At 64.5% G+C, this 22,797-nt stretch carries 24 protein-coding genes; 7 read left to right on the top strand and 17 right to left on the bottom strand.

The features are described from left to right. The first annotated feature begins 14 nt into the window (after nucleotides 1-14). Complete coding sequence (locus CR105_RS06950; protein WP_099787703.1) at nucleotides 15-941, top strand: hypothetical protein; 927 nt, start codon at nucleotides 15-17, stop codon at nucleotides 939-941. Nucleotides 942-1,048: 107 nt separating this feature from the next. Here the strand turns inward: CR105_RS06950 and CR105_RS06945 are convergent, their stop codons facing one another. Then, a complete protein-coding gene (locus CR105_RS06945) occupies nucleotides 1,049-1,468 on the bottom strand; it encodes an acyl-CoA thioesterase (RefSeq protein WP_229413695.1) in 420 nt (139 codons plus the stop codon). After that, nucleotides 1,465-2,241, bottom strand: a complete 777-nt coding sequence (locus CR105_RS06940) for an SDR family oxidoreductase (RefSeq protein ID WP_099787923.1) — start codon at nucleotides 2,239-2,241, stop codon at nucleotides 1,465-1,467. The genes CR105_RS06945 and CR105_RS06940 overlap by 4 nt, the downstream gene beginning before the upstream one ends. Nucleotides 2,242-2,404: 163 nt before the next feature. Between CR105_RS06940 and CR105_RS06935 the strand changes: the two genes are divergently transcribed. Then, nucleotides 2,405-4,081 carry an electron transfer flavoprotein-ubiquinone oxidoreductase gene (locus tag CR105_RS06935; protein WP_180288116.1) on the top strand — a complete coding sequence of 559 codons (1,677 nt, stop codon included), beginning with the start codon at nucleotides 2,405-2,407 and terminating at the stop codon, nucleotides 4,079-4,081. A gap of 98 nt (nucleotides 4,082-4,179) precedes the next feature. Here the strand turns inward: CR105_RS06935 and CR105_RS06930 are convergent, their stop codons facing one another. From CR105_RS06930 to CR105_RS06870, 13 genes are all read right to left on the bottom strand, one after another. Next, on the bottom strand, nucleotides 4,180-4,911 hold the full coding sequence (locus CR105_RS06930; RefSeq protein ID WP_099787702.1) for an SDR family oxidoreductase: 732 nt from the start codon (nucleotides 4,909-4,911) through the stop codon (nucleotides 4,180-4,182). After that, on the bottom strand, nucleotides 4,908-5,702 hold the full coding sequence (locus CR105_RS06925; RefSeq protein WP_229413693.1) for a cyclase family protein: 795 nt from the start codon (nucleotides 5,700-5,702) through the stop codon (nucleotides 4,908-4,910). The genes CR105_RS06930 and CR105_RS06925 overlap by 4 nt, the downstream gene beginning before the upstream one ends. Before the next feature lie 2 nt (nucleotides 5,703-5,704). Next, a complete protein-coding gene (locus tag CR105_RS06920) occupies nucleotides 5,705-6,958 on the bottom strand; it encodes an SDR family NAD(P)-dependent oxidoreductase (protein WP_099787700.1) in 1,254 nt (417 codons plus the stop codon). Then, complete coding sequence (locus tag CR105_RS06915; protein WP_099787699.1) at nucleotides 6,955-8,124, bottom strand: thiolase family protein; 1,170 nt, start codon at nucleotides 8,122-8,124, stop codon at nucleotides 6,955-6,957. Before CR105_RS06915 ends, CR105_RS06920 begins: the two co-directional genes overlap by 4 nt. Before the next feature lie 11 nt (nucleotides 8,125-8,135). Then, complete coding sequence (locus tag CR105_RS06910; protein WP_099787698.1) at nucleotides 8,136-9,323, bottom strand: acyl-CoA dehydrogenase; 1,188 nt, start codon at nucleotides 9,321-9,323, stop codon at nucleotides 8,136-8,138. 54 nt (nucleotides 9,324-9,377) lie between these two features. Next, nucleotides 9,378-10,898 carry a 3-hydroxyacyl-CoA dehydrogenase gene (locus CR105_RS06905; RefSeq protein ID WP_099787697.1) on the bottom strand — a complete coding sequence of 507 codons (1,521 nt, stop codon included), beginning with the start codon at nucleotides 10,896-10,898 and terminating at the stop codon, nucleotides 9,378-9,380. A 4-nt stretch (nucleotides 10,899-10,902) separates the two neighbouring features. After that, complete coding sequence (locus CR105_RS06900; protein WP_099787696.1) at nucleotides 10,903-11,295, bottom strand: RidA family protein; 393 nt, start codon at nucleotides 11,293-11,295, stop codon at nucleotides 10,903-10,905. 19 nt (nucleotides 11,296-11,314) lie between these two features. Further along, on the bottom strand, nucleotides 11,315-11,782 hold the full coding sequence (locus CR105_RS06895; RefSeq protein ID WP_099787695.1) for an acyl-CoA thioesterase: 468 nt from the start codon (nucleotides 11,780-11,782) through the stop codon (nucleotides 11,315-11,317). Next, entirely contained in the window at nucleotides 11,775-12,950 is a 1,176-nt protein-coding gene (locus CR105_RS06890) for an acyl-CoA dehydrogenase family protein (RefSeq protein WP_099787694.1), read from the bottom strand. The genes CR105_RS06895 and CR105_RS06890 overlap by 8 nt, the downstream gene beginning before the upstream one ends. 8 nt (nucleotides 12,951-12,958) lie before the next feature. Continuing rightward, a complete protein-coding gene (locus CR105_RS06885) occupies nucleotides 12,959-13,813 on the bottom strand; it encodes an enoyl-CoA hydratase family protein (protein ID WP_099787693.1) in 855 nt (284 codons plus the stop codon). 8 nt (nucleotides 13,814-13,821) lie between these two features. Then, entirely contained in the window at nucleotides 13,822-14,295 is a 474-nt protein-coding gene (locus CR105_RS06880; protein ID WP_229413731.1) for a MarR family winged helix-turn-helix transcriptional regulator, read from the bottom strand. A 124-nt stretch (nucleotides 14,296-14,419) separates the two neighbouring features. Continuing rightward, nucleotides 14,420-15,202: an SDR family NAD(P)-dependent oxidoreductase gene (locus CR105_RS06875; protein WP_099787691.1), complete on the bottom strand. Its 783-nt coding sequence runs from the start codon at nucleotides 15,200-15,202 to the stop codon at nucleotides 14,420-14,422. Between the two features lies 1 nt (nucleotide 15,203). Then, the gene (locus tag CR105_RS06870) at nucleotides 15,204-17,597 is read right to left on the bottom strand and encodes a bifunctional salicylyl-CoA 5-hydroxylase/oxidoreductase (RefSeq protein WP_099787690.1); all 2,394 of its coding nucleotides are present in this window, start codon (nucleotides 17,595-17,597) and stop codon (nucleotides 15,204-15,206) included. A 162-nt stretch (nucleotides 17,598-17,759) separates the two neighbouring features. Between CR105_RS06870 and CR105_RS06865 the strand changes: the two genes are divergently transcribed. From CR105_RS06865 to CR105_RS06845, 5 genes are read left to right on the top strand one after another with little or no spacing between them, the layout of a single operon-like run. Further along, nucleotides 17,760-18,680, top strand: a complete 921-nt coding sequence (locus CR105_RS06865) for a branched-chain amino acid ABC transporter permease (protein ID WP_218968669.1) — start codon at nucleotides 17,760-17,762, stop codon at nucleotides 18,678-18,680. A 12-nt stretch (nucleotides 18,681-18,692) separates the two neighbouring features. Then, the gene (locus CR105_RS06860) at nucleotides 18,693-19,649 is read left to right on the top strand and encodes a branched-chain amino acid ABC transporter permease (RefSeq protein WP_099787688.1); all 957 of its coding nucleotides are present in this window, start codon (nucleotides 18,693-18,695) and stop codon (nucleotides 19,647-19,649) included. Continuing rightward, complete coding sequence (locus tag CR105_RS06855) at nucleotides 19,646-20,413, top strand: ABC transporter ATP-binding protein (protein WP_099787687.1); 768 nt, start codon at nucleotides 19,646-19,648, stop codon at nucleotides 20,411-20,413. The genes CR105_RS06860 and CR105_RS06855 overlap by 4 nt, the downstream gene beginning before the upstream one ends. Further along, on the top strand, nucleotides 20,410-21,120 hold the full coding sequence (locus CR105_RS06850; protein ID WP_099787686.1) for an ABC transporter ATP-binding protein: 711 nt from the start codon (nucleotides 20,410-20,412) through the stop codon (nucleotides 21,118-21,120). Before CR105_RS06855 ends, CR105_RS06850 begins: the two co-directional genes overlap by 4 nt. Before the next feature lie 24 nt (nucleotides 21,121-21,144). Next, entirely contained in the window at nucleotides 21,145-21,612 is a 468-nt protein-coding gene (locus tag CR105_RS06845) for a MarR family winged helix-turn-helix transcriptional regulator (RefSeq protein WP_099787685.1), read from the top strand. A 261-nt stretch (nucleotides 21,613-21,873) separates the two neighbouring features. Here CR105_RS06845 and CR105_RS06840 read toward each other — a convergent pair whose 3' ends face one another. Continuing rightward, nucleotides 21,874-22,200 (bottom strand): hypothetical protein, encoded by a 327-nt coding sequence (locus tag CR105_RS06840; protein WP_099787684.1) that lies wholly within the window; start codon nucleotides 22,198-22,200, stop codon nucleotides 21,874-21,876. Between the two features lie 95 nt (nucleotides 22,201-22,295). Next, entirely contained in the window at nucleotides 22,296-22,754 is a 459-nt protein-coding gene (locus CR105_RS27730) for a hypothetical protein (protein ID WP_131021646.1), read from the bottom strand. Between the last annotated feature and the right edge of the window lie 43 nt (nucleotides 22,755-22,797).

Here is a 22,797-nt window from a genome sequence, read left to right as displayed (position 1 = left end):
CAAGGAGAATCACCATGAAAACCGTCAACTTCGTTAAGCAACTTACCATCGTCGCCGCCCTCGGTCTGGCGTTTTCGGCTCACGCCCAATTGCTCGGCGGCGGCGGCATTATCGGCGGCGGCGGCATGATCGGCGGCGGCGGTATGATCGGCGGCGGCGGCATGGGCAACCTGGGCAATGTCACACAGATGGGCGGCCGCGGCTCGATGTTGGGCAACGCTAGTTCGGCCGCCGAGATCACCCGCGGCGAGAGCCTGCGCAGATCGGCCGCCGCCAACGGCGAAGCCGGCGGCAGCGGTACGGCAGGGTTGCTTGGTAACGCTAATTCGGCAGGTAATCTGGTTCAGGGGGGCAACCTGCGTGAATCGGGCAGCGCCAATGGTGAAGCTAACGGCAGCGGTTCGGCCGGTCTGCTGGGCGGCTTATCGAGCGCCGCACCTGCTGCGCCGGCGATGCCTTCCGCGAAAAATGCGTCACCTTCGGCCGCGCCAGTTACAGCAGCAACGGCCCCTGCCGCTGCAACTGCACAAGGCCAAGGGTTCGGCAACTTGTTCGGTGGCGGCAGCGCCAACGCGTCTGGTAGTTCATCGGGCAACGCATCCGGCAACGCCGATGCGTCCGGTGGCGGAGACGCCAGCCTTGGTCTGGGCATGAGCGGTGGCAAGCGCGCCGTCGGCAGCACTGCCCAAGGTGCACGCGATACAGCGCAGCCAGTGCGCCAGCGTGTACAGGCTCAGGCTGAAGCCACCCGCACGTTTGCTCAGGCCAGCGGCGCGAATGCGAAGCGTACCGCCGGTCAGTTGAACGCCACCGGCAACGCCAGACAGATCGCCGGTGCGGCCCGCTCGATGGATGTCAAGCCACAGCTCGCAGCAAACGGCTCGGCGCAGGCAAGCGGCAGTGGCGGCGCTTCCGGCGGCAGCGCCACTAAAGGGGAGTAATTTCCAGCGCTTGATGCGCGCCCGCACACACAGGCCGGGCGCCTCATCGGCGATCAGGATCAGCAAACGACACCTCCCGGTAACGTTTCATTGCGAGGAAGCTTGCCTTAGCCGAGCAGCGCTCGCAGCTGGTCTGGCAGTGGCGTCGACTTCTCCGACGGAAAATCCACCCACACCACTTTCGCGCCACCCTCCGCATACACCGGCCCAGGCATGCCATCAGCGCCGATCAGCCTGATCTCGTGGGTCATCTCGAAGCTCGACCGTCCCGCCGGTCCCACCAGGGTGGTCACCTCGATCTCGCCCGGATACTTGAGCTGCTTGATGAACGAACAGTGCGCATTGACGATCACCGGCCCGTGTCCGCTCGGATCGGGCGCGCAGCCGATCCGGTCGAACCACGAGATGCGCGCCTGCTCGATATAGCGGAAGTACACGGTATTGTTGACGTGCCCCATCGCATCCATGTCGCCCCAGCGGATCGGCATGCGAATCGCATCGACCTGCCGAAGTTTCACATCCGTCATTGCGCCGTCATGCCGTCGTCGGCCGTGATGATGGCGCCGTTGATGAAGTGGGTTTCTTCGGCTGCCAGCAGCAGCAACAGGCCGTCGAGGTCTTCCGGCTTGCCCGGACGCTTGCGCGGCAGCATGTCGATCAGCTTCTTGCCTTGCTCGCTGGCGAAATATTCCTCGTTGATTTCGGTCGTGATGTAGCCTGGGCAGATGGCGTTGACGTTGATGCCGTAGCGGCCCCACTCCACCGCCATCGCCTTGGTCATCTGCACCACGCCGGCCTTGCTCATGCAATACACGCCGATCTGCGGCAGCACGCGCAAGCCCGCCACCGACGCGATGTTGATGATGCGGTGCTGCTTTTTCGGGTCGCCCTTGGCGCGCGCGATCATCCGCTTGGCCGCCTGCTGCGCGACGAAAAAGGCGCCGCGCAGGTTGGTGTCCATCACGTACGAGTAGTCGTCTTCGGTGACGTCGACCAGGCGCTGGGTGGTCGACACGCCGGAGTTGTTGACCAGGATGTCGATCGGGCCGGCTTCGGTTTCCGCATGGGCGATCGCCGATTTGATGCTGGCCATGTCGGTGACGTCGAGCGAGACGACGTGGGCGGCGCCGCCATCGGCTTCGATTTCGGCGCGCAGTTCCTTCAGGCGGTCCGTGCGGCGCGACGCCAGCACGACCTGGGCGCCGGCGCCGGCCAGGGCTTTCGCAAAGCGCGCCCCAAGGCCGCTTGACGCACCGGTGATCAGCGCGATTTTTCCTTCAAAATTGACTTCAATGCCCACGTTCGACTCCTGTGCTGTGCTGTTCTGCGGAAGCACAATCATTACACAAAATGCCAGTATTAGATGGCTACACCTAATATTGCCGGTAAAATGCCAGTCAAAGTTGCATTCCCAAAGAAAAAACCGCACACTCGTGCTTATATTTTTTACCCACTAAAAAAACATGACAGACCAAACCAGCATTCTCGAGCAATACGGCCCGCGCGAAGCGATGGAATATGACGTCGTTATCGTCGGCGGCGGCCCCGCCGGCCTGTCGGCCGCGATCCGCCTCAAGCAGCTTGCCACCGAACAGGGCAAGGAAGTATCGGTCGTCGTGCTGGAAAAAGGCGGCGAACTCGGCGCCCACATCCTGTCCGGCGCGGTGATGGATCCGCGCGCGCTGACGGAGCTGATCCCGAACTGGAAAGAACTTGGCGCCCCGCTCAACACCGCGGTGACCGAAGACCGCATCTTGTTCCTCACCGAGAACAAGGCAATCAGCACGCCGAGTTTCATGGTGCCGGCCTGTTTTGAAAATCATGGCAACTACGTCGTCTCGCTGGCCAACGTCGTGCGCTGGCTCGGCCAGCAGGCCGAGGCGATGGGCGTCGAAGTGTTCCCCGGCTTTCCGGCCGCCGAAATCCTGTACAACGACAACGGCTCGGTCAAGGGTGTCGCCACCGGTAACATGGGCGTCAAGCGCGACGGCCAGCCTGGCCCCGACTTCCAGCTCGGGATGGAACTGCACGCCAAGTACACGCTGTTCGCCGAAGGTTCGCGCGGCCACCTCGGCAAGCAGCTGATGGCCAAATACGACCTCAATGCCGGCAAGGATCCGCAATCGTACGGCATCGGCATCAAGGAGCTGTGGGAGATCGACCCGTCGAAGCACAAGCCGGGTCTCGTGATCCACACCACCGGCTGGCCGCTCGACGCCGACACCTACGGCGGCTCGTTCCTGTATCACCTGGAGGACAACCTGGTCGCTGTCGGCTACGTCGTCGGCCTCAATTACGAGAATCCGTACCTGTCGCCGTACGAAGAATTCCAGCGCTACAAAACGCACCCGGCGATCCGCACCTTCTTCGAAGGCGCCAAGCGCATTTCGTACGGCGCCCGCGCGATTACCGCCGGCGGCCTGCAGTCGCTGCCGAAGCTGATCTTCCCGGGCGGCGCGCTGATCGGCTGCGACGCCGGCTTCCTCAACATGAGCCGCATCAAGGGCAGCCACGCCGCCATCAAGACCGGCATGCTGGCCGCCGATGCCGCCTTCGCTGCGCTCGGCGAAAACCGCCAGCACGACGAGCTGGCGAGCTATCCGGTCGCGTTCGAAAAATCGTGGCTGAAAGAAGAGCTGCACGTCGCGCGCAACGTCAAGCCGTGGCTGTCGAAAGGGCTGTACCTCGGCTCCATCATGACCGGCATCGACCAGATTCTCTTTCGCGGCAAGGCGCCGTGGACGCTGCACCATAGCCATGCAGACCACGAGTGCCTGAAGCCGGCCGCCAACTACAAGCCGATCGTCTATCCAAAGCCCGATGGCAAGCTGACCTTCGACCGCCTGTCGTCGGTGTTCATCTCCAACACCAACCACGCTGAAGACCAGCCGATCCACCTGACGCTGAAGGACAACAGCGTCCCGGTCAACATCAACCTGGCCAAGTATGCGGGTCCGGAAGCGCGCTACTGCCCGGCCGGCGTGTACGAGTACGTGGAAGGAGCGGAAGGCACGCCGAAGCTGCAGATCAATGCGCAGAACTGCGTGCACTGCAAAACCTGCGACATCAAGGATCCGACGCAGAACATCGTGTGGGTGACGCCGGAAGGCGGCGGCGGACCAAACTATCCGAACATGTAGTTGATGGTGCGACAGTCGGTGCACATCTGCCGACGACCTCAAAAACGTCGTGCTCGCCATTTGCGAGCACGACGTCTATAGGCTAACGATACTCCGCTTTACAACACCAGCCCACCAAGGCTGGTCCCGCCGCAAACATACAGCACCTGCCCGGTCACGAACCCCGCCTCGGCCGACGTAAAAAACTTCACCGCATGCGCCACGTCGTTCGGCTGCCCCAGTCGCTTGACCGGAATGCTGGCGGCCAGCGCCGCCACCTTCGGACTGCCGACCGGCACAATCTCGTGGAACATGTCGGTCTGCACCGGCCCAGGCGCCACCACATTGACCGTCACGCCATGCGGCGCCAGCTCCAGCGCCCACGTGCGCGCCATGCCGAACATGCCCGACTTGGTGGCGCCATAATTAGTGCGTCCCGCCAGCCCTAGAGCCCCGCGCGAGGACAGCAGCACGATGCGCCCGAAGCCGCCGGCCTTCATCGCCGGCAGCATCGCCTGCGCCAGCTGGATCGCCGCCCCCAGGTGAATTTCGACCAGCGTGTCGAGGTCCTCCAGCTTCACCTCTTCCAGCCTGGCCGGCAGGATCACGCCGGCGTTGTGCACCAGCGTATCTGGCGCAAAGCGCTCCGCCACTTCGCGCGCCGCCAGCGCCGTGGCCGCGCGGTCGGCCAGGTCGACTTCGACCGAATGCAGGCGCTCGTGCGTAAACGCCGGCGCGCGGCGCGACAGCGAAACGACCTCGTAACCACCCGCCAGCAGCTGCTGGCAAATCTCGGCGCCGATGCCGGCGCTGCCGCCGGTGACGACCGCGCAGCGTTTGGTCGTCGTCATGGCGCACCCTCCACCATCGCCAGTACCCGCAACGGACTGCCGCTGCCGTTCTGGATTTTAAGCGGCGGGCAAATCAGCACCGCGCCGGTAGCCGGCAGCAGGTGCAGGTTGGTCAGGCATTGCAGGCCGTAGCGATTCGCCCCGTGCATGTAGTAGTGGCACGGATAAGGCGGGCGCTGATGAAAGCCCTGCCCCGCGTCGGTGCCGATTGCCTCCGAACCGAAGCCCAGCACGTCGCGCTCTTCGACCAAAAAGCGCGCCACCTCCGAACTCGGCCCGGGCGTATGCTGCCCGGTTTCGTCGTAGTTCTGGAACGCTTGCGGATCGAGGTGGCGTTTCGACCAGTCGGTGCGCATCAGTACCCAGCAGCCGGCCGGCACGCGGCCGTGCAGCGCTTCCCACGCCAGCACGTCGTCGATCGTCAACAGGTAGTCGGCGTCGGCCTCGGTCTGCATCACGCAATCGATGACGATCGCCGGCGCCACGAAATTTTGCACCGGGATCGTGTCGACCGCATTGTTGGGCAAGTCGCGTCCGGAAATCCAGTGGATCGGCGCATCGAAGTGGGTGCCGGTGTGTTCGCCGCACGAGAAGTTATTCCAGTACCAGGCCGGCCCGCGCTCGTCGTAGCGCGATACCTCCTCGACCCGGAACGGCCAGCACTGGCCGAATTCGGGCGGCACGGTAATCTGCGGGAACTCGGGCGTCAGCGTCTGCGTCAGGTCGATCACGCGGATCTGGCCGCTGCCAAGGGCGCCGGCCAGCGCCTGCAAAATGTCGTTCGGTTTCATGCTCATGATCCTCCCGCCGCCAGTTCGCGCTCGAGTATTTTGGGGTTGTCCATCCAGCGCTCCAGCCACTCCTGCGCCACGTCGCCGGGGTACACGTCCTCGACGCCGTCGCGCAGCGCCTTGACGATGGCGCTCGCCAGCGCCGCCGGCGACACTTTCGGCGGCGGCGTGAGCTGGTTCCAGTCGTCGTCGATCGGACCGGGGAATACGTTGACCACGCGGATGCCGGCCGGACGCATCTCCGCGCGCAGGCACTGCGCCAATGACAGCGCCGCCGCCTTCGAGGCAGAGAAGGTGCCGTGCGCCGGGAAATTCGACAGCGCATAGATCGACAGCAGGTTGACCCAGGCGACAGCACTGGACTGGCCGTCGGCGCCGCGCCCGCGCAGCGCCGGCCCGAACTCCTGGGCCAGGCGCAGCAGGCCGAAATAATTGACGTCCATTTCGGCGCGCGCCACATCGGTGCCGCGCCGCGCGCCGATGCCGAAGGTGCGGTGCACTTCAGCGGTGTTGATCACGATGTCGACCTTGCCGCCGATCGAGCCGGCCGCCTCGGTAACCGACTTCGCGTTCGTCACGTCCAGCGGCACCAGCGACACTTGCGGCAGGTCGGTAATGCTGTCGAAGCCGGGCGGGTTTTTCCACGGCTCGGCATGGCCGACCCAGATCAAATCGGCGCCGGCCTTGGCCAGCGCGCGCACCATCGCCTGGCCTACCTCCGACTTGCCGTCGGTGACCAGCACCTTGCGAAATTTCGGGTCACAGCTCATTTCACGCATCACGCGGTCCTCGTTCATGTTTTCAGTCTCCGTTTCAGGCAAGCCAAGCAGCACGGCCTGGCCGGCGCGATCCAGGCGCACGCCAACCCGCATGCGCGTCGGCGGCGCCGGTACATCATCGAGCAGGTGCACCATGACGGTCGGCCCGCTATCGAGTTGCACCAGTCCCAGCCGCCACGGCAGCCGCTCGCGGAAAAACAAATCGTTACTGTGATGGAGTACGGTCTCGCTAAGCAGCGTGGCCGTCCCGGCTTCCGGTTTCCACTCAAGCGCCGCCGACAGGCACACGTGGCATGCTTCGCGCGGCGGATACTGCACCGCGCCGCAGTCGGCGCATTTCTGCAGCTCGAAGCGGCCGATCGTCGCCGCCGCCGTCAGGCCGAGGGCAACGCGCCCGCGGCTGTATGGCGGCAAGGTCGGCTGGCGCGTGCGCATGATCGGATTCTTGCGCTTGGGCCGGGGCAGTGGCGCTGTCATTGCGATCTCCCGAGGATGACGGCGCCAGTGCACAGGCAGCGGTCGTAAGTGACCATGCCGAACCCGCACACCATGCCAAGCTGCGCGTCGGCCACGCCGCGCGCGCCGGCCTGGCCGGTCAGCTGGCGGATGGTTTCGGTCATGCCGATAAAGCCGCCGGCGGCGCCGGCCTGGCCGGCCGACAGCTGGCCGCCGCTGGTGTTGTTGGGGAAGCTGCCAGCATGCGTCATGCCGTGGCGCCGCACGAAATCGGCGCCCTCGCCTTTTTCGCAAAAGCCCAGGTCCTCGAACTGCATCATGACGATCACCGGGTAATCGTCGTAGGTCTGGATCAGGTCGATGTCTTGCGGTCCCACGCCGGCCTGCGCGTACAGGTCGGCGCGGTCGACCTGCCAGCCGCCGCGCGTCATGATCGGATCGGCGGCAAAGGCGTTGTGGCGCTCGATGGCGCCGCGCACCACCACATGCGGCAGCCCGAGGTCGCGCGCGCGCTCTTCGCTCATGACGAGGAACCCTTCGGCGCCGGCGCACGGCATCACGCAGTCGAACAGGTGAATCGGATCGGCGATCGAACGCGCGGCCATATATTCTTCCAGCGTCAGCGGCTTCTTGAACAGCGCGTTCGGGTTCAGCAGCGCGTTGCTGCGCTGGTCTACCGCGATGCGGCCGAAGTCCTCGCGCGTGGCGCCGTAGGTGCGCATGTAGTTGGAGGTGATGAAGGCGAAGATCGAATTCGGCCCGCCGGCGCCGTACGGATAGCTGGCGTCACGGGCGAAATCGCTGAAGCTGCCGAGCGTCGCGCGAAACGAGTCGACATGGTTGGTGTCGCCGGCGATGCAGGCCACCACGTCGGCGTCGCCCGCCTGCACGGCGCGGGCGGCGCGGCGCAGCGCCATCACGCCGGAGGCGCCGCCGGTCGGAATATGATCGAGCCAGCGCGGCGACAGCCCGAGATGCTGGGTGACGCCGACGGCGGTATCGGGCACCAGCGAAAAGCTGCTCACCGTCAGGCCGTCGATCTGGTCTTTCGGAATGCCCGATTCGCGCACCAGTGCCTGCATCGCCTGCCCCAGGAACCAGTGTGCGCCGCGGGTCGAGTAGCGCTCATACGGCACGGTGACAGGCACCGTGACCGCTACGCCCTCGTATGACTGTCGGCGGCTCATATCGCCACGTCTCAGTTGCCGAATGCGGCGATGCCGGTCTGGGCGCGCCCCAGTATCAGCGCATGAACGTCGTGCGTGCCTTCGTAGGTGTTGACCACCTCGAGGTTGACCATGTGGCGGATCACGCCAAATTCGTCGGAGATGCCGTTGCCGCCCAGCATGTCACGCGCCACGCGGGCGATATCGAGCGACTTGCCGCACGAGTTACGCTTCATCATCGACGTGATTTCAACAGCGGCGGTGCCGGCGTCCTTCATGCGGCCCAGCTGCAGGCAGCCTTGCAGGCCGAGCGTGATTTCGGTCTGCATGTCGGCCAGCTTCTTTTGCACCAGCTGGTTGGCCGCGAGCGGCCGGCCGAACTGGTGACGGTCCATCGTGTACTGGCGCGCGATGTGCCAGCACGCCTCGGCGGCGCCGAGCGCGCCCCAGGCGATGCCGTAGCGGGCCGAATTGAGGCACGTGAATGGCCCCTTCAGGCCGCGCACGTCGGGGAATGCGTTCTCCTCCGGGCAGAACACGTTGTCCATCACGATCTCGCCGGTGACGGAGGCGCGCAGGCCGAACTTGCCGTGGATTGCCGGCGCCGACAGGCCGGCCATGCCTTTTTCGAGCACGAAGCCGCGGATCGCGCCTTCGTCGTCCTTGGCCCACACGACAAACACGTCGGCCACCGGCGAATTGGTGATCCACATCTTGGCGCCCGTCAGCGCGTAGCCGCCGTCGACTTTCTTGGCGCGGGTGATCATCGAGCCGGGGTCGGAGCCGTGATTCGGCTCGGTCAGGCCGAAGCAGCCGATCCATTCGCCGGAGGCCAGCTTGGACAGGTATTTCTGGCGCTGCGCTTCGGTGCCGAATTCGAAGATCGGCACCATCACCAGCGAGGACTGCACGCTCATCATCGAGCGGTAGCCGGAATCGACGCGCTCGACTTCACGCGCGATCAGGCCGTAGCTGACGTAATTGAGGCCGGAGCCGCCGTATTCGGTCGGGATCGTCGGCCCAAGCAGGCCCAGTTCGCCCATCTCGCGGAAGATCGAGGTGTCCATCCGCTCGTGGCGAAACGCCTCGAGCACGCGCGGCTGCAGCTTGTCCTGGCTGTACGCGTGGGCGGCGTCGCGCACCATGCGTTCGTCGTCGGTCAACTGCTCCGACAGCAGCAGCGGATCGTCCCAGTGGAAAGCGGCTTTAGGTGATGCCATGGTGTAGCTCCTCGGTGTATATAGGTTAGATGCGTGACTGCTTGATTAGTTTGACTAGTTTGACACGTGCAGCAGCGACAGGCCAAGCTGCGCGCGCCGCACAAGCCATGGGCTCGGACGGTAGCGCGGGTCGCCGCTGGTGCGCTGCAGGTTGCGCAGGATGGCCAGCACGCGGCCGGCGCCCAGCAGGTCGCCCCAGGCCAGCGGCCCGCGCGGATAACCCAGGCCCAGCACGACGGCGCCATCCAGGTCGGCCGGGCTGCAAATGCCCTGCTGGACGATGTCGCAGCCGATATTGACGATGGTCGCCAGCACGCGCTGGACGATGAAGCCGGCGCTGTCGTCGATCAGCGTGACTGGCTGGCCGCCGTGCGCCAGCAAGGCCTGCGCCTGCGCCGCAATAGCGGAGCTGGTAGCGGGATTGCGCATCAGGGTCAGGCGTCCGACGCAGCCTTGCAGCGTGTCGATGCCGAGCGTGCGGACCGGATCAAGCGCCTCGCGCTCGACGCAAGTCGAGACGTCTTCGCCAAGCGGCGCGACGATGCACAAGGCCTGGGCCGACGGGAATGCACCTGCCTCGACGACGGCGCCGCAGCGGGCGATCAGTTCGACCAGCTGGGAGCGCGTCTGCGCGCTGCCGGCGCCGATCCAGACGGGACCCGACCAGGCGGCGCCAGGCGCCGCTGGTACCGCTGGCGTGGCATCGGCGTCGTAGCGGTAGAAGCCACGCCCGCTCTTGCGGCCCAACAGGCCGGCGCTTTGGCGGCGCGCCGTGATGATGCTTGGCCGGTAGCGCGGCTCCTGGTAGTACTGTTCGTAGATCGATTCCATCACCGGGTGCGAGACGTCAAGGCCGGTCAGGTCGAGCAGCTCAAACGGTCCGAGCTTGAAGCCGGCGGCGTCGCGCAGCACTTCGTCGATCTGCGGGAAAGCGGCGACGTTCTCTTGCGCGATGCGCAGCGCCTCGGTCAGGTAGCCGCGGCCGGCATGGTTGACGATGAAGCCGGGCGTATCGCTGGCGCGCACCGGCCGGTGGCCGATCCGCTCGGCGAACCCGGTGAGGCTCGCCAGGCTGGCGTCATCGGTGAGCGCGCCGGCGATCACTTCGACCACCTTCATCAGCGGCACCGGATTGAAGAAGTGGAAGCCGGCCACGCGGTGCGGATGCGCGCACTGGGCTGCGATCGCGGTCACCGACAAGGACGACGTATTGGTGGCCAGCACGCAGTCATCGCGCACGATGGCCTCGAGCGACGCCAGCAGCGCGCGCTTGACGTCGAGCTTTTCGACGATCGCCTCGATGACGATGTCGCAGGCGGCAAACTGCGCCAGCTCCTGCGCCGGCTCGAGCGCGGCGCCAGCCGCGGCGACAGCCGCCTCGGTCAGCTTGCCCTTGTCCTGCATCCGTTTGAGCTGCGCCAGGACGGCGGTGCGCGCCTGGGCTGCAGCGTCGGGAGCGACGTCGAACAGCAGCACCCGCACGCCGGCCTGCGCCGCGATCTGGGCGATGCCGCGGCCCATGGCGCCGGCGCCAACGACGCCCAGCACCAGCTGCGCTTGAAGTGAGGTCTGCATGCGATCAGTCATCGACGATGGCGGTGACTTCGATCTCGACCCGCGCGCGATCCTCGATCAGGCCGGCCACCTGCACCGCGCTCATGGTCGGGTAGTGGCGGCCGATGACGTCGCGGTAGGCGTCGCCGATTGCCGGATAGGCGTCGACGTATTCTTTTTTGTCGAGCACATACCAAGTCATGCGGACGATGTGCTGCGGGCCGGCGTTCGCTTCGGCCAGCACCTCGACGATATTTTGCAGCGCCTGGCGCACCTGGCCGGCAAAGTCGTCGCTATGGAACACGCACTGGGCGTCCCAGCCAACCATGCCGCTGACGCACACCGTGCGCCCGCGTGCAGAGATGCCGTTCGAGTAACCGCGCGCGCGCGGCCAGCCAGGAGGTTGAAGGAAATCCATGTCGTGCCTTTCGTCTTTGTTAGTTTCGTACTTCGTTAGTTTGTTCTTGAGGCGCGCAAAAAGGCGCGATCCGTTCACGCATCGGGTCGGGAATGCGCACCGCGCTGGCCTTCTTGATATCGATCAGCACCACCACCATGGTGGCGCGCACGCGCACGTCGCCACCCTCGCCCATCAACAGCACCGCCAGCGTCAGCGAGGAGCTGCCGATCTTCAGCACGCTCAGTTGGGCGGTCAGCTTGTCGCCCAGCGTGCTGGTGGCGATGAAGTCGGTCTGGATGCTCACCGCCGGCAGGCCGAGCCCGCGCTCGATCACCAAGTTGCGAAAGCTCGAGCCGAGACCAGCCGCACACCACTCCTCGACCAGATTGTTGAACATCTCGAAGTAACGCGGATAGAACACGATGCCGGCGGGGTCGCAGTCGCCGAAGCGCACCGTCACCGGCATGCTGAAGGCGCCGGCCGCTATGGGCTGTTGGTCAGGCATTCGGCACCGCCATCTCGCTGAGCATTTCGCGTGCGATGATCAGCTGCTGCACTTCGGTGGCGCCTTCGTAGATGCGCAGCGAACGGATTTCGCGGTACAGGCGTTCGACCGGCTGCTCGCTGACGACGCCAAGGCCGCCGAACATCTGCACCGCCGCGTCGACCACCTGCTGCGCCGTTTCGGTGGCGGTCAGCTTGGCCATCGCGGCCTCTTTGGTGACGCGCTGCCCCTGGTCGCGCTGCCAGGCGGCGCGGTAGGTGAGCAAGGCGGCGGCGTCGATGCCGGTCGCCATCTGGGCCAGCTTGGCCTGCGTCAGCTGGAAGTCGGCAAGCGTCTTGCCGAACATCTTGCGCGTGGTGGCGCGCGCCAGCGCCTCGTCGAGTGCGCGGCGTGCAAAACCGAGCGCCGCCGCCGCCACCGAAGTGCGGAAGATATCGAGCGTGGCCATCGCGACCTTGAAACCCTTGCCCGCTTCGCCAAGCCGGTTCTCGACCGGGACGCGGCAATTGGTGAACTTCAGGCGCGCCAGCGGATGCGGCGCGATGACGTCGATCCGTTCGGCGATCTCAAAGCCCGGCAGGTCGGCGTCGACAATGAAGGCGGAGATGCCGCGGGCGCCGGGCGCTTCGCCGGTGCGGGCGAACACCACGTACAGGTCGGCGATGCCGCCGTTCGAAATCCAGGTCTTTTCGCCATTGAGCACGTAATGGTCGCCGTCCTGCACTGCTGCGCACTGCATTGCCGCCACGTCGGAACCGGCATCGGGCTCGGACAGCGCGAACGCCGAGATGGCGTCGCCGCGGCCTACGCGGGTCAGGTACTTCTCTTTGTTCGCTTCGCTGCCGAACAGCGTGATGGCGCCGCTCCCGAGGCCCTGCATGGCAAACGCGAAATCGGCAAGGCCCGAATGGCGCGCCAGCGTTTCGCGGATCAGGCAGACCGCGCGCGTGTCGATCGCGTCGCTCGAGGCGCCGTGGGCGGTGCCGCCGATGGCGTATTTGAGCCAGCCGGCGTTGCCCAGCTGGCGCACCAGCGCGCGGCAGGCCGCGTCGACGTCGTGGCCATGCTGCTGGTCGATGTTCTGCGCCGACCAAGCGTCGAGCGACAACGCCAGCTCGCGGTGGCGTGGCTCGAGGAACGGCCAGTTCAGGTAGTTTTGATCTGCCATGATGTCTCTCAGTTGCCTTCGAATGCCGGTTTTTCCTTGGCCACGAAGGCGTTGTAGGCCCGGTGGAAGTCGTTGGTGGCCATGCAGATCGCCTGCGCCTGGGCTTCCGCCTCGATCGCTTCGTCGACGCCCATGTTCCATTCCTGCTGCAGCATCTTTTTGGTGATGCCATGCGCGAAGGTCGGGCCCTGCGCCAGCTGCAGGGCGAACGCCTGCGCATCGGCCAGCACCGCTTCCGGCGCGCACAGGCGGTTGAGGAATCCCCAGCGCTCGGCTTCTTCGCCACCGAGGCTGCGGCCGCTGAACAGCAGTTCGGAGGCGCGCCCCTGGCCGATCAGGCGCGGCAGCAAGGCGCAGGCGCCCATGTCGCAGCCGGCCAGGCCGACGCGGGTGAACAGGAAGGCGGTCTTGCTGCGCGCGGTTCCGTAGCGGATGTCCGAGGCCATCGCCACAATGGCGCCGGCGCCGGCGCAGATGCCGTCGATGGCGGAGACGATCGGCTGCGGACAGGCGCGCATCGATTTTACCAGGTCGCCCGTCATGCGGGTAAATGCCAGCAGGCCGGGCATGTCGAGCTTCGTCAGCGGGCCGATGATGTCGTGCACGTCGCCGCCGGAGCAGAAATTTTCGCCGGCGCCGGTGATGACGAGCGTCTTGACGTCGTCGGCGTAGGCCAGCGCGCGGAACAGGTCGCGCAGCTCGGCGTAGGAGTCGAACGTCAGCGGATTCTTGCGCTCCGGGCGGTTCAGGGTCAGCGTGGCGACGCCCTGCTCCACGGTGAACAGGAAGTGCTCGGGTTGGTAATTGCCCAGGGAGTTACGTCCCCGGGGCAGCTGGTGTGGTTCGCCTGGCAGATAGCGCATATGGTTTCCTATTTCCGTTCGGGTTCCGACTGAGTCGTGAGGTGGCTCTTCATTTTCGACATCAGCTCGATGAGGGTGCTTTTCTCGATGGTCGACAGGCCACCGAGCAGCTCCGAGATCCAGCCTTCGTGCACTGACGCCATGCGGGTAAAGGCGCGCCGGCCGGCGACGGTCAGCTTGACGCTGTAGGCGCGGCGGTCGTCGGCCACCGGCGCGCGCAGCACCAGGCCTTCCTGCTCGAGCTGGTCGGTGATGCCGGTGACGTTACCGCCGGTGACCATCAGGCGCTTGGACAATTCGCCCATGCGCAGGCCATCGGGGTGCCGGTCGAGCTGCGCCATCAGGTCGAAGCGCGGCAGCGTGATGTCGAATTCGCTGCGCAGGCGCGTGCGGATCTCCGCCTCGATCAGGGTGGTACAGGACAGCATCCGCAGCCATAGCTTGAGCGACTGGTGATGCTCCTCGGTGAGGCGGCTTTCCATGTCGAATGGCGCCACCGCCAGCTGCTCGCTGCCGGCATCGCTCTCGCTGTCTTCAAGGACTGCGTTTTTGCGGGCCATGCTTGTCTCCTTCTAGTTATTGGATGCTGCTTTGTGCTGATGGTTCTTACATTACTTCGCCGCCGGCCACCGCCAGCGATTGTCCGTTCATCGCGCCGGAAGCCGGCATGCATAGCCAGGCGACGGTGCCGGCCACCTCGATCGGCTGCACCAGGCGCTTTTGCGGATTGCCGGCCGCCAGTTCAGCGTGCGCCTGTTCCTCGGTGCGGCCGGTCTTGGCGACGATATTTGCGACCGCATCCTTGACGATGTCGGTTTCAGTGTATCCCGGGCAGACCGCATTGACGGTAATGCCCTTGGTCGCCACTTCCAGCGCCAGTGAGCGGGTCAGGCCGATGACGCCATGCTTGGCCGCGCAGTAAGCGGCCACATAGCCGTAGCCGGTCAGCCCGGCGGTGCTGGCGACGTTGACGACGCGGCCCCATTTTGCGGCCAGCATGTCGGGCAGCGCCTCGCGCGTGCACAGGAATGTACCGGTCAGGTTCACCGCCAGCATCTGCTGCCAGATCGCCTCGTCGGTCTTGAGGAACGGCGCGGACGCGGCCTGGCCGGCGTTATTGACCAGGATGTCGATGCTGCCGAAGCGCGCGCGCGCCAGGTCGAACGCGCGCTTGACCGAATCGCCCTGCGCGACGTCGGCGGCAAAACCGTCGACGTCACCGCAGCCGCGCAACTCGGCCACCGCGGCGGCCAGCGCGCTCTCGCTGCGCCCGACCAGGCTGACGCGCGCGCCGGCCTCCAGCAGTTGACGGGCGATGGCGGCGCCGATGCCGCGCGCGCCGCCGGTAACCAGCGCGTGCTTGCCGGCCAATGGGCGAGCGTTATCCATATCAGCCCTCGAGCAGTTTGGCCGCGACCTGCTGCGGCGTCAGGCCGCTGCTGGCGGCGGCGATCTGGCGGTCGCGTTCGAGGTTGCGCTCAAGCTGACTCTTGCCGGCGTAGTACTGCTTCGGCCACGGCATGTCGGTGTAGCCGATTTTGGCTGTCTCATTCAGCGTCCACGCCGGGTTGGCCAGGTGCGGCCGCGCCACGGCGCACAGGTCGGCGCGTCCGGAAGCGATGATGCTGTTGGCATGATCGGCTTCGAAAATGGCGCCCACCGCGATGGTCGGGATGCCGACCTCGTTGCGGATGCGGTCCGAGAACGGCGTCTGGTACATGCGGCCGTACACCGGCTTTTCCTGCTTGCTGACCTGGCCGGACGAGCAGTCGATCATGTCGGCGCCGGCCGCCTTGAACAGGCGCGAGATGGCGACCGCGTCGTCAGGCGTGATGCCGCCTTCGACCCAGTCGTGGGCCGACAGGCGCACGCTGATCGGCTTATCCTGCGGCCAGACGGCGCGGATGGCGGCAAATACCTCGAGCGGATAGCGGCAGCGGTTTTCCAGCGAGCCGCCGTATTCGTCGGTGCGCTGGTTGGTCAGCGGCGAAATGAAGCTCGACAGGAAGTAGCCGTGGGCGCAGTGCAGCTCGAGCCAGTCGAAACCAGCTTCGGTGGCCGCCTCGGTGGCGCGCACGAAATCGGCCTTGATGCGGGCCAGGTCCTCGGTGGTGGCGGCGCGCGCCATTTGCGACACGCCCTTCAGGTACTGCTGCTGCGAGGCCGACACCAGCGGCCAGTTGCCCTCTTCCAGCGGCAGGTCGGTGCCGTCCCAGGCACGGCGGGTCGAGCCCTTGGCGCCGGCGTGGCCGATCTGGATGGCGATCTTGGCGTCGGTGCTTTGATGGAAAAAGTCGACGATGCGCTTCCAGGCGGCGGTGTGTTCAGGCGTGTACAGGCCCGGGCAGCCCGGCGTGATGCGCGCATCGGCCGAGGTGCACGTCATTTCGGCAAATACCAGTCCGGCGCCGCCCAGCGCGCGGCTGCCGAGGTGCACCAGGTGATAGTCGCCGGCGATGCCGTCGACGGCCGAATACTGCGCCATCGGCGAGACGACGATGCGGTTTTTCAGCACGGTGCCGCGCAGCTTGAAGGGCGTGAGCATCGGCGGGATGCTGCGCTTTGTTTGCGGCGGCGCCATGCCGGCCTGCTCGAATGCGCGGCCGGCGATCCAGTTCTCGTAGCGTTCGACATAGCCGGCGTCGCGCACGCGCAGGTTCTCGTGCGACAGGCGCTGGCTGCGCGTGAGCATCGAATAGGCGAACTGCTCGGCTTCCATGCCGGTGTAGCGCTCGACGTTTTCGAACCACTCCATCGAGTTGCGCGCGGCGCTCTGGATCTTGATCACTTCGATAGCGCGTACTTCCTGGTAGGCCGCCATCACCGCGTCGATGCCTTCGCCGGCGTGCAGCTCGAAGCAGCGCGCCAGTTCGATCGCGTCCTCCAGTGCCAGCTTGGTGCCCGAGCCGATCGAGAAGTGGGCGGTGTGGACGGCGTCGCCCATCAGCACGACCGGCACGCGCTTGGCGCCGATCTGGTTCCAGTGGACCCACTGCTGGCAGACGATGCGCGGGAACTTGATCCACATGGCCGAGCCGCGCAGGTGCGACGAATTGCTCAGCAGCGGATTGCCGTCGAGGTATTTGGCGAACAGCTTCTCGCAGAAGGCCACTGCCTCCGGCTGGCTCATGTCTTCCAGGCCGGCCTTGCGCCACACTTCTTCGGGCGTCTCGATGATGAAGGTCGAGGTGTCGCCGTCGTATTGATAGGCGTGCGCCTGGAACCAGCCATGTTCGGTCTGCTCGAAGGCGAAGGTGAAGGCGTCGAATTTTTTCTTGGTGCCGAGCCAGACAAAGCGGCAGTGGCGGTTATCGATGTCGGGCTGGTAGGTGTCGGCGTAACGGGTGCGGATACGGCTGTTCAAACCGTCGCAAGCGATCACCAGGTCGGCGTCGTACTGGGCGGCGACTACCTGGTCGTCGGTGACGTCGGTTTCGAACAGCAGTTTGACGCCCAGTTCTTCGCAGCGCTCTTGCAGGATGTTGAGCAGGCGTTTGCGGCCGATGCCGCAAAACCCGTGGCCGCCTGAAGTGACGGTGCGGCCCTTGAACTGCACGTCGATGTCATCCCAGTGATTGAACGACTGCAGGATGGTGCGCGCGGTCTGTTCGTCGGCGTTGACCAGATTGCCCAGCGTCTGGTCGGAGAACACCACGCCCCAGCCGAAGGTATCATAAGGCCGGTTACGCTCGATCACCGTGATCTCGTGCAATGGATCCTGCTTCTTCATCAGCAGGCCGAAATACAGGCCGGACGGGCCGCCTCCTACGCAGACAATTTTCATTCCCACTCCCGATCTGTGATGTACATCCGTGCTGCGTCAAACCTGTTTGCCGCTGCCTTGAATCGCAAAATTATTTCACTTTCAAGGCTTGCATCGGTTTAAACTTGATGTACTATTACATACCTAAACATTTTAGATGTCAAGTATTTTTGGGAGATGGGCTTGGACCTTACCTTTGTAATCGAAAATGTGCTCAACGGGCTGCAGTTTGGCCTGATGCTCTTCTTGCTGGCAGCCGGCTTGACGCTGGTGTTCGGCATCATGGACTTCATCAACCTGGCGCATGGTTCACTGTACATGGTGGGCGCGTATTTCGCCGCCACGTTCATCGCCCTGACAGGCTCGTTCTGGCTTGGCCTGGTGCTGTCGGTCGGCGCCACCGCCATCCTCGGCGCGCTGCTCGAGATGACGATATTGCGACGACTTTACAAGCGCGATCACATGTCGCAGGTGCTCGCCACATTCGCCCTGATCCTGATCTTCAACGAAGGCGTACGCATGATCTGGGGCGTGCAGCCACTGACGCTGAACACGCCGCCGATCTTCTCGCAGCCGGTTGAACTGTTCGAAGGCTTCTTCTATTCGTCGTTCCGCCTGTTTATCATCGTCGCCGGCCTGGCCGTCGCGGTCCTGATGTACTTCATCGTCGTCAAGACGCGGCTCGGCATGCTGGTGCGCGCCGGCGCCTCGAACCGCGAGATGGCGGTCACGATGGGGGTCGACATCAAGCGCGTGTTTACGCTGCTGTTCGCCGTCGGCGCCGGATTGTGCGCGGTGGCCGGCACCTTGCTTGGCTCGATCCTGGCAGTCCAGGTGGGCATGGGCGAGAGCATCCTGATCCTCGCGTTCGTCGTCATCGTCATCGGCGGCATCGGCTCGATCCGCGGCGCGCTGGTCGGCGCCCTGCTGGTCGGTGTCGTCGACACCCTCAGCCGCAGCCTGCTGCCGGCGGTCCTGCGCGCCATCATGCCGGCCGATTTCGCCTCCAGCGTCGGCCCTGCCCTGGCCTCCATCCTCATTTATGTGCTGATGGCCGCTGTCCTGTTTTTCAAACCGCAGGGCCTGTTCCCCGCGCGCGGCTAAGGAGTACCATCCATGATCAGTCAAATGCACCATCCATTGTCGCGCACTGCCGGCGTCGTCCTGCTGGTGGCGCTGGTCGCTTTCCCGCTGCTGGCAAACCACTTCGACCAGGAGTTCTATGTCGGCATGGTCAGCCGTCTGATGATCTTCGCGCTCGCCGCCACCAGCCTTAACCTGCTGCTCGGCTTCGGCGGCATGGTCAGCATGGGACACGCCGCCTACCTCGGCGCCGGCGCCTACACGGTCGGCATCCTGATGCACCATGGCGTTCTGTCGGCCTGGGTCAGCTGGCCGGTCGCTGTGCTGGTGGGCGCCGTGCTGGCGTTCCTCATCGGCCTGGTGTCACTGCGCACCAAGGGCGTCTACTTCATCATGATCACCCTCGCCTTTGCGCAGATGATCTACTTTATCTTTGTCGGCCTGAAGGAATACGGCGGCGAAGACGGCCTGTCGATGCCGCAGCGCTCGGCCACCGGGGTGCTCGACCTGGCCACCGACATCAACTTCTATTATGTGGTGCTGGCCCTGACCGCCATCTCGATGTACCTGGTCTACCGGCTGGTCAATTCACACTTCGGCCGCGTGCTGCAGGCGATCAAGCAGAACGAAGTGCGGATGGAGGCGATCGGCTACTCGGTGGTGCGCTACAAGCTGGTGTGCTTCGTCATTACCGGCGCGCTGGCCAGCCTGGCCGGCGCGCTGCTGGCGAACCAGAACATGATGGTCAGCCCGAGCCTGGTGCACTGGACCCAGTCCGGCAGCCTGATGGTGATGGTGATCCTGGGCGGCACCGGCTTCTTCTTCGGCGGCGCGATCGGCGCGGTGGTGATGCTGATGCTCGAAGAGATCCTGTCGGCCTACACGATCCACTGGCAGATCATCGTCGGCGCCGTGCTGCTCGGCGTGGTGCTGCTGCTGCCGCACGGCCTGGCCAGCCTGTTCCAACGCAAGCGCGGAGACAAAGCATGAACGCCAAATCAACTGAAACCCTGCTCGAACTGCGCCACCTGGTCAAGCGCTACGGCGGCCTGCTCGCCACCGACAATCTCGACCTGACCGTCACGCGCGGCGAGATCCACGCCATCATCGGGCCGAACGGCGCCGGCAAGACCACGCTGATCCACCAGATTTCGGGCGCCATCGCGCCCACTTCGGGCAGCATCCTGTTCAACGGCCGCGACATCACCGGCGTATCGATGCACGAACGGGTCAAGCTTGGCCTGGCGCGCTCCTACCAGATCACCAACATCTTCAAGGAGTACTCGGTACTCGACAACATCGCACTGGCGGTGCAGGCGCGCCGCGGCAGCAGCATGCGCTTCTGGCAGCAGGCTGTGTCGGACAAAGCGCTGTTCGACGAAGCGCGCGCCATCGGCGGCCAGGTCGGCCTGGAAGCACGGATCGACGTTATCGCCGGCAACCTGGCGCACGGCGAACAACGCCAGCTCGAAGTGGGCCTGGCGCTGGCGACGCTGCCGAAACTGCTGCTGCTCGACGAGCCGATGGCCGGCATGGGCCCGGACGAATCGGCGCGGCTAATTCCATTGATCCGCAACCTGCGCAACGAGATCGGCGTGGTGCTCATCGAGCACGACATGGATGCGGTGTTCCAGCTGGCCGACCGCATCACGGTGCTGGTGGCCGGCCGCGTCATCGCCACCGGCACGCCCGACCAGATCCGCAACGACCCTGAAGTCAAGAAGGCCTATTTGGGCGACGAGGCAATCGCATGAACAGCATCCTCCGTGTAGAAAATATCGAAACCGCCTACGGCAGCAGCCAGGTCTTGTTCGGCATCAGCCTGGACATCAAGCAGGGCGAAACGGCCACCCTCCTTGGCCGCAACGGCGTCGGCAAGACCACCACCCTGCGCTCCATCCTGGGCCTGACGCCGGTAAAGCGCGGCGAAGTATATTTCCGCGACCAGCGCATCGACCCGATGGCGACCGACAAAATCGCCCGCCTCGGCATCGCCATCGTGCCTGAAGGCCGGCAGATCTTCCCTAACCTGTCGGTGCGCGAAAATCTAGTGGCGTTCGCGGGCAACCGCAGCAAGACGACCGATCCGTGGACCCTTGAGCGCGTGTACGGCCTGTTTCCGCGCCTGAAAGAGCGCGCCGACAACCTGGGCAACCAGCTGTCCGGCGGCGAGCAGCAGATGCTGGCGATCGGCCGCGCGCTGATGACCAATCCGCACCTGCTGATCCTCGACGAGGCCACTGAAGGTCTGTCGCCGCTGGTGCGCGAAGAAATCTGGACCTGCCTGCGCCACTTGCGCGAGCATGGCCAGACCATCCTGGTCATCGACAAGTACGTCGATCGCCTGCTATCCTTGGCGGACCGGCACACGGTGATCGAACGCGGTCGCGTGGTATGGTCCGGTAGCAGCGAACAGCTGCGCGCAGAGCCAGACATCTGGCACCGATATGTAGGGGTGTAGCAGCACCACGACTCAGAAGGATTCATGGCCGACAAAAAAGCAGCAGTTCCCGCCGACACCGGCGAACCGGAACGCTTCGTGGACGGCTACCTGGCCTACCTTCTGGCCCGCAGCAGCAGCCTCATATCGTCAGAATTCAACGCCGAACTGGCCACGCGCCAGGTGCCGGTGATGCACTGGCGCGTGCTCGTCACGCTGCTCGACGGCGCCATGCACGTGACCGACCTGGCGCAGATCGTGCTGGAAAAGCAGCCGACCATGAGCAAGATCATCGACCGCATGGAGAAACTCGGCCTGGTGCAGCGCCAACCGGGTATCTCCGATCGCCGCAGTACCCTCGTCAGCATCACCGAAGAAGGCATCCAGGTGGTCAAGCCGCTGGTGCAGGTGGCCAAGCAGCATGAGCGCGACGTGCTCGCACCGCTCGGCGACAAGAACGCCAAGGTGCTGGTCGAGGTGCTGAAGAAACTGATCGCGCTGCACGCGCCCTAGCTGTAGCGACCTGCAATGAAAACGGTTCGACCTCGACCGCATTGATCTGCATCCAGCGCCAATGAGCGGGCATCATCCTGCATTGAGCCTAGGCGGCGCGCATTTCATCACGCCCACTAGCGATAAGTCGACTGACCGGCGACCATAAATTGGTTGATCTATGCAGAACGCCGTTTACTGGGTGGCAGGTTCCAACCCACTGCGGCCTGGCAGCGAGGGGCCGGAATCGACCCAAACCGGACGTAGCAAGCGCCTTAGGGCTCAGCGTGAGCCCCTCAGCCTTGCGTCTCTCTGGAGCATGTCGTGGAGCTGACGCCACAGCGCGGATCGCGTGGAGAACGAGGCATCGGTTGCTGCTTTCAATGCGGCCTGCTTTGTTGCTTCCACAAAGATGCGGTAGGACTCACCATCAAGCGCTTCGAGAGATATAAACATCATGCCGCCGTCATCGAGCGGCTCATAAGCTGCCGTAAGAACCGTTGGGTGTTTCGACATTAGTTCTGCACGTATTCGCTCGGCAAAGTAGTCATAATCGACCGTGCTCGTAGCAAAGCCATTCCCCTTCGACACTAAGATAGTTCCGCCCATGGGCTCCCCTGAAGGTTTGATTAGATGACCGTTATGTCTGCTTCTGGCCGAAAGCAGTCATCACGGACCGTTCGGTATCGACCCGGAGCCGACATTCAGCTGCTTGAGTCGGCAAGGTTGTCCAAAGCGCGAATTTCTTCAATCCGTGGTTCTGTTAGCCAGAGTGAATCGACTAGCGAGAACGCTTCATTCGCTAGTGGGGTTCCAATAACGTCCGATCGCTCAAGTGCCCGACCGCAAAGACTGCGGTCATCCGCGCGCCTGCCTTTACCGCTAATCACCATGAACGCCCCGCCCCCCGAACGAGGCTGATACAACAATGAAACTAACACGCGGTCACTTGGAGCGGTTCCATCTCCCCATGGTCCCAGCACAATGTCGAAATTTGGCATATGGCTTGGTTCGTTGACTGTCCACTGCACGAAGTAGACCGCCTTGGTGCCGGAGGAATCCCCTAAATCTCCCCAGACAGTTTTGGATTGCTTACCGCAGCAATCGCAGTACCCCGTCGACTCGTTCCAGAAATTCGCCCGCACGACGTCGTCTTCACTCATGAATATTCCATATCAAACTCCGTGCACGAACGACCGCTTTTGG

It is taken from the genome of Massilia eurypsychrophila (genome assembly GCF_002760655.1).
Taxonomy (GTDB): Bacteria; Pseudomonadota; Gammaproteobacteria; order Burkholderiales; family Burkholderiaceae_D; genus JAFCUW01.
This window is presented reverse-complemented; position numbering and strand designations above follow the sequence as displayed.